The sequence below is a fragment of the Streptomyces sp. NPDC093097 genome, from assembly GCF_044754325.1.
In the GTDB taxonomy this organism is placed as follows: Bacteria; Actinomycetota; Actinomycetes; order Streptomycetales; family Streptomycetaceae; genus Streptomyces.
Genome location: NZ_JBIVOW010000039.1, coordinates 33434 through 41304 on the forward strand (window position 1 = coordinate 33434; position 7871 = coordinate 41304).

9 protein-coding genes are annotated in these 7871 nt (G+C 68.0%); 1 reads left to right on the top strand and 8 read right to left on the bottom strand.

Going from position 1 to position 7871, the window contains the following annotated elements; all coding sequences use genetic code 11:
• Nucleotides 1–46 precede the first annotated feature (46 nt).
• The 7 genes from ACIQE0_RS37200 to ACIQE0_RS37230 all read right to left on the bottom strand — a co-directional run bounded on the left by ACIQE0_RS37200 (nucleotide 47) and on the right by ACIQE0_RS37230 (nucleotide 4529).
• Nucleotides 47–889 carry a helix-turn-helix domain-containing protein gene (locus tag ACIQE0_RS37200; RefSeq protein WP_402340400.1) on the bottom strand — a complete coding sequence of 281 codons (843 nt, stop codon included), beginning with the start codon at nucleotides 887–889 and terminating at the stop codon, nucleotides 47–49.
• Entirely contained in the window at nucleotides 886–1422 is a 537-nt protein-coding gene (locus ACIQE0_RS37205) for a DUF6879 family protein (RefSeq protein ID WP_402340403.1), read from the bottom strand. Before ACIQE0_RS37205 ends, ACIQE0_RS37200 begins: the two co-directional genes overlap by 4 nt.
• 5 nt (nucleotides 1423–1427) lie before the next feature.
• A complete protein-coding gene (locus ACIQE0_RS37210) occupies nucleotides 1428–1628 on the bottom strand; it encodes a hypothetical protein (RefSeq protein ID WP_402340405.1) in 201 nt (66 codons plus the stop codon).
• Between the two features lie 204 nt (nucleotides 1629–1832).
• Complete coding sequence (locus ACIQE0_RS37215; RefSeq protein WP_402340408.1) at nucleotides 1833–2354, bottom strand: hypothetical protein; 522 nt, start codon at nucleotides 2352–2354, stop codon at nucleotides 1833–1835.
• Nucleotides 2355–2962: 608 nt separating this feature from the next.
• Nucleotides 2963–3361 carry a hypothetical protein gene (locus tag ACIQE0_RS37220; protein ID WP_402340411.1) on the bottom strand — a complete coding sequence of 133 codons (399 nt, stop codon included), beginning with the start codon at nucleotides 3359–3361 and terminating at the stop codon, nucleotides 2963–2965.
• A gap of 220 nt (nucleotides 3362–3581) precedes the next feature.
• Nucleotides 3582–3752: a hypothetical protein gene (locus tag ACIQE0_RS37225; protein ID WP_402340413.1), complete on the bottom strand. Its 171-nt coding sequence runs from the start codon at nucleotides 3750–3752 to the stop codon at nucleotides 3582–3584.
• A 192-nt stretch (nucleotides 3753–3944) separates the two neighbouring features.
• Nucleotides 3945–4529, bottom strand: coding sequence for a DNA/RNA non-specific endonuclease (locus ACIQE0_RS37230; RefSeq protein ID WP_402340416.1), 585 nt, complete (start codon nucleotides 4527–4529; stop codon nucleotides 3945–3947).
• 447 nt (nucleotides 4530–4976) lie between these two features.
• Here ACIQE0_RS37230 and ACIQE0_RS37235 point away from each other — a divergent pair, with 447 nt between their 5' ends.
• Nucleotides 4977–6239, top strand: a complete 1263-nt coding sequence (locus tag ACIQE0_RS37235) for a PQQ-binding-like beta-propeller repeat protein (protein WP_402340419.1) — start codon at nucleotides 4977–4979, stop codon at nucleotides 6237–6239.
• 220 nt (nucleotides 6240–6459) lie between these two features.
• Here ACIQE0_RS37235 and ACIQE0_RS37240 read toward each other — a convergent pair whose 3' ends face one another.
• Nucleotides 6460–6783 carry a hypothetical protein gene (locus ACIQE0_RS37240; protein WP_402340422.1) on the bottom strand — a complete coding sequence of 108 codons (324 nt, stop codon included), beginning with the start codon at nucleotides 6781–6783 and terminating at the stop codon, nucleotides 6460–6462.
• Nucleotides 6784–7871: the final 1088 nt, after the last annotated feature.

The window sequence follows — 7871 nt, forward strand, 5'->3', positions numbered from 1 at the left end:
GATTGCGCGGGATTGCGAGCGGGCCTGGGGCGTTGCGGGCGATTGCTCACGGGAGGGTGAGGTGAGCGCGTGCGCGGGCGATGAGGCGTTGGGCGGGGTGTCCGTGGACGGCCGACTCGTGCAGCCATGTCCAGGCCCGGGTGTAGAGGCTGATGCTGTCGGCGTCGTCGAGCCAGAGTTCGGCGTTGATCGTCTCGACGGTCACCAATCGCTCGTCGTAGATCCAAAACCCGTGGGCCGGGGTCCGCTGCAGGGGCGCGGTGAAGGGAACGATGCCGAGCTCGACGGTGTCCATGCCGATCAGCCCGCACAGGCGGTCCAGTTGCGCGGCCATCACTTCCGGTGGGCAGACCTGCGCGTACAGCGCGGCCTCCCACACCACGAAGCGGAAGGACCGGCCGGCCTCGTAGAGGGCTCCCTGCCGCTGCATGCGGGCCCGGACCGCGGATTCGGTGTCGCGTGGGGTGTTGCGAAAGACAGCGTTGGCGGTGAACAGGTGCCGGGCGTAGTCGGCGGTCTGGAACAGCCCCGGGATCCGGGCGACCTCCACGCCGCGGATCATTTGGGTACGCGCCGTCTCAGCGACGGCCAACTCCTGGCGAGAGCGGTGGCCGTTGGCCAGCTGCCGGCGCCAGGTCCGGTACTGCGTCTCCAGCCCTTGCAACCGCCCCTGCAACTCGGCAGTGGCCTCCGGCTGCCCCGCCGCGGCCGCCCAGGCCTCCAGATCCGTCCGGGACGGGGTCTGCTTGCCGTTCTCCAGCCGGGAGATCTTCGACGGCTGCCAACGCAGCCGGCCGGCCATCTCCTTGCCGTTGAGGCCGGCCTCGGTGCGCAGCTCGCGCAGCCGCGCACCGAGGGAGACACGGGCCGTTTGGAAGTCGGTGCTCACATGGGTGAACGTACCCGGGCCTGAAACTCCGCGGTGCGGATCGCGTAATGCCAGGCCACGTCCCGCACTTGACACCCTTGCAGGACTGCGGCCGGCTCCTGGGTGACCTCCACGCCCAGGGTGGCGCCGTCGTGGTCGTGGTGGAAGCGGACCAGGGTGCGGGAGTCGAAGAGCCAGAAGTCGAAGTCGGGCAAGCCGAGGCGCTGGGCCTCGCCGCGGTGGAGGTTGCGGATGTCCTCCCCCGCTTCGACGTTGCCCAGACCGCTGGCCAGCAGGAACCGCTGGTCCTCGGTGGGCGGGTCATCGACGAGCCGAACCCGCTCAAACCGCTTGCCGTCCTCGGTCTGCCGGCGGACGTTGGCGTGCCAGGGATGCTCCGGGTCGAAGCCGAGATGCTCGCCGCGCAGGTAGCGCTGCCGCTTCGCGCTCGTGCGGTCGCTGGCGTAGCCGCGCTGGACTTCCAGACGCCACGCGGTGTGCGCGAAGGTCTCAAACAGGTGTGTGACCTCGGCGAACGGGCGGAGTTCCGGCACGCGGCTCACGTCCTGGGGGCGAAGCGGGTCAGCAGCTCCCGTGGGACGACGACGAACGTCTCGCTTGCCTTGACGTCCCGCAGCTGTGCCAGCGCGTCGGGGTCGGTGAGCCGGTCGCCTTGAACGACGATGTCGCCGGTCTCCGTCTCATACAGGGTCGGGCAATCACCGTCGTCGGACGTGGTGCCGAGGAAACGCAGTTGCATGCGTCCATCCTTTCGCCGAGGCCAGCCAGAACCTCAGCATCCTGTGCGCGACGAGCACGTGCACGCCGATTGCGGGAGATTGCGAGGTTGCCCCCGCCACAGCCGATTGCGCGCAACCGCGGGCCCCCGACGGTCGGCCCGAGGCACTGGCCCCCTTGTAGGTGTGCACCAGATCAGGCACAGCGCGACGCCCAGGGCGGTGTGTCAGCCAGGTTGGTCTCTCGGGCGCCGGCGAGGTGGTCGGCGGCGCTGCCCGGACCGCCGCCTGCGGCGGGGGTGTTCTGAGGGAGATGTGCGCGGCGTCGGGCTGTCGGCCCTGTCCTTTTCTGCTCGCCTGGGGACGTCGGCCCGGGGTGCGTGGGCCCTCTCGTGGACCGGGGTGTCGGGGGTCTCCTCCTCGTCGATGTCGGTCGGGGGCTGGTGCTGTGGGTGCGGGGCGGTCATGTGCCGTAGGCGGTACATCTGTCGGCGGTGGCTGAGGTAGTGCAGGACTACGTCGCGCCGGTGCCGGGATTCCTGCGGCAGCACCGCTCTTATGGCCATGGTGGCGAGCGCGAGGGTGCACAGGATCAGCAGTGCCCACCAGGGGATTGTTCCGGACCGGACAGCGATCAGGCCGCCGATGCCGCCGACGCCGCCGGTGACGGTGCGGACGGTGGGGCCGGCCCAACCACGAGGTGTTGGGTGCTGGGCGGGTTCGTGGGCCCCAAGGGCTGCTGCGGGCATGAGACTTCCTCGATTCGAGCGTGACGGCAGAGCACGTGTGCGGTGGACGTAGCGACTTTGGGCCGCGGAGGGGTTAGCCCCGCAAGTTCCCCTGGTCGGGTCCGGTGGCGCCCCGGACGAGGAGGAGACTGCCGCCTGGCCGCGTCGTATTCGAGTTTTCGCGAATCTCGACTTCGTAACTGATGCACCGTCACATTTGGCCATCTGAAACGGCCCCTGAGCTGGGGTTCTTCTTCTTGCAGTAGCCCGCGAATCGTTGAATCGACCAGGAGGTCCTGCTAAGAAGCCGGGTTCGCGAGGGCTTGAACCGAGGTGACCGACGCGCTACAGGAGCCGATTGCCGGTCCTGTACAGGAAGCGGCCTTAGCCGCGCAAGCCTCGGCGAGCGCCCCTTGCCCGCCCCGGTGAACGGCCGGGCGGAAACATGCGAAGGGGCCCGGACGGTGGTTCGGGCCCAGAAGACGACCGGCACGCCTAGCCGTAACGGAGAGCCCGCGAGTGCCCCGGGGCGGTGTGCTCTGCAACAGGGGCGCTGGTAACACAAGGGGCCCGTCTCCTCTGACGAGGAGACGGGCACGGAGGTGTCGCTGGAACGGGTGTCTAAGTGGTCAGGCGTACACCTGTACGGAGTTCGTCGATGTGAGGCTCCTCCACTGGCCCGAGTTGCAGTTGTTGGTGTTGAGGTCCCATGCCACGCTTCCCGTGCCGTTGGACCCCGTGAATCCCTTGATCCCCGCACCGCCTGTTTGGCAGTTCACCACGGTGTAGTCGCCGATGAGGTTGGCGACGTTGTACGTGCCGTAGCGGTAGAAGCGATACACCAGGGGGTGGTTGGGGTTGTTGTCCCAGATGTCGCCCTGGTAGATGCAGACGTAACCCGAGCCACAGCCGGACATCCGCACCTCATGGGCGGCCGAGGGCGCGGCGGTCGCCGCCGGTGATGCGGACGCGGTCGTGGATGCGGCGAGAGCCGCGGGCACGGCCAGCCCGAGACTGGCGAGGCACATGGTCAGCGAGCGGAGCCTGGGGGCCTTCCGACGAGATCGAAGGGGAATCCGGTTGACGTTCATGCACGCCCTCCCATTTCATCCAGCAAGGAATCAGCCCATCCGGCAGCAGACGGACCTTCATGCATCGGGCCGTCACTGGCAGCGCGGAACGGAACGCTGCTCCGCCTCCGGCGTCATGACCACTGGGTAGGGCTTTCGCCGCGGCCGTCGAGGGTGCTCAGGCCTCTTCTGAGTCGGGGGCGGAGCCAGGACTGGCGCCATTGCCGTCGGGCGTGGCTTCTTGCGCGTCGGGGGTGAGGCCGGGGCTGGCGCCGCTGCCGTCAGGCGCGGCAGCAGGCCCGGTGGTGTTGCCGTCAGGCGAGACCGACGGTCCGGTGGTGTTGCCCATGCTTTCCCCCAGTGGCTGGTGCCGCTTGCGGCAGCGAGAGGTGATGCCTTCAGTAAACGCTTGGGAGCTGGCTGCCGGAAGACGGAATCGAGGCGTATGACTTCCCGGGTTCGGCTCCGGGTTAGCGGGCGCGGGCCCGGTCTGCGGGCCCGCGCTGCCTGCCAGGACCCGCACTCGATCAAGACCTCCGCATCAGACGGTCGGGCAGCCGGCGGCCTTGAGGCCGTTGTTGAGCTGCCTCTTCAGCGCGGCCTCCTTCTGCGGCGTGATGTCCTGATTAGGGATGGTCACCTTGAAGTCCTTCTTGCCCTTCCCCTTCTTCACCGTCATCGCGACCGTCATGTCGCGCGGGACGACCAACTTGGGGTCTCCATAGCCGACGCTGACGTTGTAGGAGAGCTTGTCCTTCTTGCCCAGGGTGGAGAGGCACTTTTTCGCCGCGTTCTCGGTCTTCTTGTAGATCCCGCGGTTGATCGAGGCTTTCATCGGCACGAGGTTGATGCGCTTGCTGACACCCTTGAGGGTGCTGGCGATCAGGTGGCCGCCGTCGTAGCCACCACCGCCCCAGCCGCCCACAGTGGTCTCGCACTGGCTGCGGGGCGAGTTCCCCGCCGACAGCGAGTCAGCCGTGGCCCGGTCGGGCCTGCCGGCGGAGTCGATGTGGAACTTCCACCGGGACACGACGGTCTTACCGGCCCACGCCTTCAGATACGGCTCACACGGGTAGTCCGCCCGAGTCGACGAGGCCGAGGTCGCCGCGGGGAGCAGGGTGGTCATGACGCCTGCTGTGCCGAGCACGGCCAAGATGCGGCGCAGGTGCCGGCGCGGACGAGGGCGAGGCGAGGTTGGCGACGATCCGGTCATGGCTGCCTCCCAAGGTCAACGGCCGGGAGCAGCAGTCGCGGTGGTCGCGACCACCGCGTCCCGGAGCACGGTCGGCTTTTAGGCAACCAGCGCAGGGGGCAGTGCAGGAGAAGTTTCGGGGCAATGGCTGAGGTTTCGTCTGGGAGCGGCGTGTTCACGCCACAGAGGCCGTCGGAGCCGTGCCCGACCACAACGAGCCGGTGCCGCAGTGGCTCGCCCCGCGCTGCATTGAGCGCGACAACCGCGGCCGCGGTGGTCACGAGCGCTGATTCCGTTCCGGTCAATTCCGCCGAGCAGACACGACACCGCACATAGGTTCTGCAGAGGTACCAGGTCCCGGACGATGGAGGAAAGTCTCGAATGCGCTCGATCCTGAAGGTCTCTGCCGCGCTGTCAGCCACGGCCACGTTGGTGCTGTTGGCGGGGTGCGGTGGGGCCGCGGAGCCAGGGGCCAACCACAAGCCAACGTCGACCGACAGTGCGCCCCCGCGCCAGAGCTACGATCCGCCGCAGAAGTTCGCAGCCCAGGGCGCCCCACTCCCCGAGGCCGCCGGTCGAGGGAGCATCACCAGGGCCGGGACCGTCGCCAGGCCGTTGCCGCTCGCGCTGCGCGGCACCAGCGCCTACATCGCGGCCGCCGATAACCTGCAGGTTATCGATACTGGTACCGGCAAGGCGATGACAACCATCCGGCCACGCCACAGGTCGGTCACCGCACCCGATGCGGAGGCCAGTGCCCCCGTCGTGACGCAAGACGGCAAGCTGGCGCTGGTCCCGTTCCTGGTCGAATTCCCTGGCAAGGGCACCACACCCAGCCGGGTCGGCGTCGAGCTGGGCGCCATTGACACTACGACCAACAAGATGGCTTGGACGGTCGACCTGGATGGACTGCCCAACTCAGGTGACCAAAGCAATGCTCAGGTCCGCGTGATCGCGGCGACGAAGAGCACCGCCGTCGTCAGCGTGTTCAGCGGATACGGCGTCACATACGCTGTTGACCTGGGCACTCGAAAGGCCACCTGGTACAACGACCACATCGGCGCGGCCGCCGTCATCGGCGACACCGCCGTGGCCATCACCAGCAAAGACAGTGTCCGACAGCAGGTCATCGGCCTCGACATCAACCATGACGGCAAGCAGCTGTGGACGCAGCTCGACGGATACGAGATGACCGCGCACACAGCCGGCCCCCACCTCATCGCCGTCACCGGCCGCGACTACGGCAGCGGCAACACCATCGGCACCCTGCTCAAGCCCGACGGCAGCAAGGCTGCCGACCTCCCCGGCGACCTGCTTGGGCTGACCTGCCGATACGACGATGCCTCGGTCACCGTCTGCCAGACCGAAGAACCCCGCACGCTCGCGCTGGACGCCGAGACCGGCAAGCAGCTGTGGAGCCTGCCAGAGAAGGGCAGCAACCGCGTCGCGCCCACCGTGTCAGCCGCCTGGCACGGTGTGATCTACGGCACTACCAGCAACGGTCCCGTCGCGCTGGACGCCAAGACTGGCGCCGACCGCAACACCTCCCCCGGCGCCGCCCCGGTCGCCGTCAACGAGTACACCGGCGTTGCCCTCGATCCGGCCGCGCACCACACGCTGATCGCCTACCCCGCCACCGGCTGACCCTCGGTCAAGCAAGGAATTGTCCTCCTTCCCTGCTACCCAGCGCTATCGACCTCAGTCAGGAAGCCAAGGACGCGGGCGTTGACTTCGGCGGCCGCTTCTTCCTCGGGGCCCGAAGTGCGTCAGCGGTCCGGTGCCGCGCGGCAGGCCAGGTCAGATGTCCGAATCCGGGCCGTGGGTAGCCGACGCATGACTCCGCAGCCGTCGCCCACGGCCGGCGCTACTCGGCGGCGTGGGGGGTGGCCGTCAAGGTGAGCTTGGACATGTGGTGCAGGCGCCGGTAGTAGTCGAGGCCCTCTGCGTCGGTGATCTGCGGCAGGGCCTCTTCCAGGACGGTCAGGCACTCACCCAGAATCCCGAGCCTCCACGCATCGAGCCCTCCGCCGTTGTCCACCCAGGTGGACACGCACCCCGCGAGGTTCTCGTCCAGCAGGACCATGTCCTGCCCAGCCAGTTCCACACCACGAAGCCGGGCAGGAAATGGCGTCGCCCGGAATTCCTGCCACAGGCGGGATACGGCGTCGAAGGCACTGTCGTCGTTCATCCCCTCATCCTCCGTCACGGACTGGTGGAACTGGAGGGCGCGCGGGCGCGGCCGCCAACGACGAAGGTCCCCTCCGAGGAGGGGACCTTCTGGTGGAGCGCCCGGCAGGCCTTGCACCTGCATTTCCACCAGTGGGTGGACGTCTTTCCTTTGGCTGCAGACGCACGTCTTCGTCCGCTGGCCGCGGGCCGAAGCTGCATCCTGCCCAACTCGCCACCCGGCACTGAGCAACCTGGAGTTTGACGGGCCGCCGAAGGCGCAGGATGACCGCGGTGCGTGGACACCACGCAAGGGGAGGGCGCGGTGAACTTCGAATTCGTGTGTGGCTGGTGCGGTGAGGACTGCGTCGTCTATGGCGAGCCGACCGGGTTTTGGCGGGAGCTGTACCGGCTGCCGGATGAGTGGGACTGTTGGTGGTGCGAGGGGACGAACACGACGCCGGACGGGCCGTGGACGCCCGCTGACTAGCGGGCCCACGCGGGCAGCGCCCCTGTACGACTGGGCGAGCCCGCCGTTCACGGGCTCGCCCAGTACGCATCATCACGCTCATGAGCGTCGCGTGCCATCGCCTGCGAGGGCGACGGTTCATAACCCTGGCTAGGTACCAGAACACTCCCCCGCTCGTTGCTCAGTGCATCGCGCAGTGCCAGAGGATGTAATCTCGGCGGTTTTTGTAGGAGACAGGCCAGTAGAGGTGGTTTTCTTTATCACCGCAAGCGCCCGGGCCGTACCAGGCCCCTTCAGTCGGGCAGCCCAGAGCGAAGAGCCGCGAGCCTGCCGGGGCGAAACCGTCCCGGACAGCCTCGGGGTCAGCGATCTCCAGGATGTATGCGCCCTCAGGCTTGACCTTAAGCGACCAGCCGTAGCACGCGTCGCGCACTCCCGGCCTCGCGCCCAGATCAGCACTGTGGCCAGCACCGTTCCCCCGCGGTGAGTCGACCGTTACGCGGGTGCCGGTCGGAGCAGCCTGCACCGTAGCCGCAGTCATGCTTACTAGCTGTATTGCCCTGTGAGGTTGGGGACGCGGCTGGCGGGTGGTTGGCCCTTGAGTGCGGTGTGTCTGCGGTGGTGATTGTAGGTGTGAAGCC

Bases quoted from the DNA above. Each gene is read 5' to 3' on its own strand.
- ACIQE0_RS37235 (WP_402340419.1), top strand. From the start codon at position 4,977: ATGCGCTCGATCCTGAAGGTCTCTGCCGCGCTGTCAGCCACGGCCACG.
- ACIQE0_RS37230 (WP_402340416.1), bottom strand. From the start codon at position 4,529: ATGACCACCCTGCTCCCCGCGGCGACCTCGGCCTCGTCGACTCGGGCG.
- ACIQE0_RS37220 (WP_402340411.1), bottom strand. From the start codon at position 3,361: ATGTGCCTCGCCAGTCTCGGGCTGGCCGTGCCCGCGGCTCTCGCCGCA.
- ACIQE0_RS37240 (WP_402340422.1), bottom strand. From the start codon at position 6,783: ATGAACGACGACAGTGCCTTCGACGCCGTATCCCGCCTGTGGCAGGAA.
- ACIQE0_RS37225 (WP_402340413.1), bottom strand. From the start codon at position 3,752: ATGGGCAACACCACCGGACCGTCGGTCTCGCCTGACGGCAACACCACC.
- ACIQE0_RS37210 (WP_402340405.1), bottom strand. From the start codon at position 1,628: ATGCAACTGCGTTTCCTCGGCACCACGTCCGACGACGGTGATTGCCCG.
- ACIQE0_RS37215 (WP_402340408.1), bottom strand. From the start codon at position 2,354: ATGCCCGCAGCAGCCCTTGGGGCCCACGAACCCGCCCAGCACCCAACA.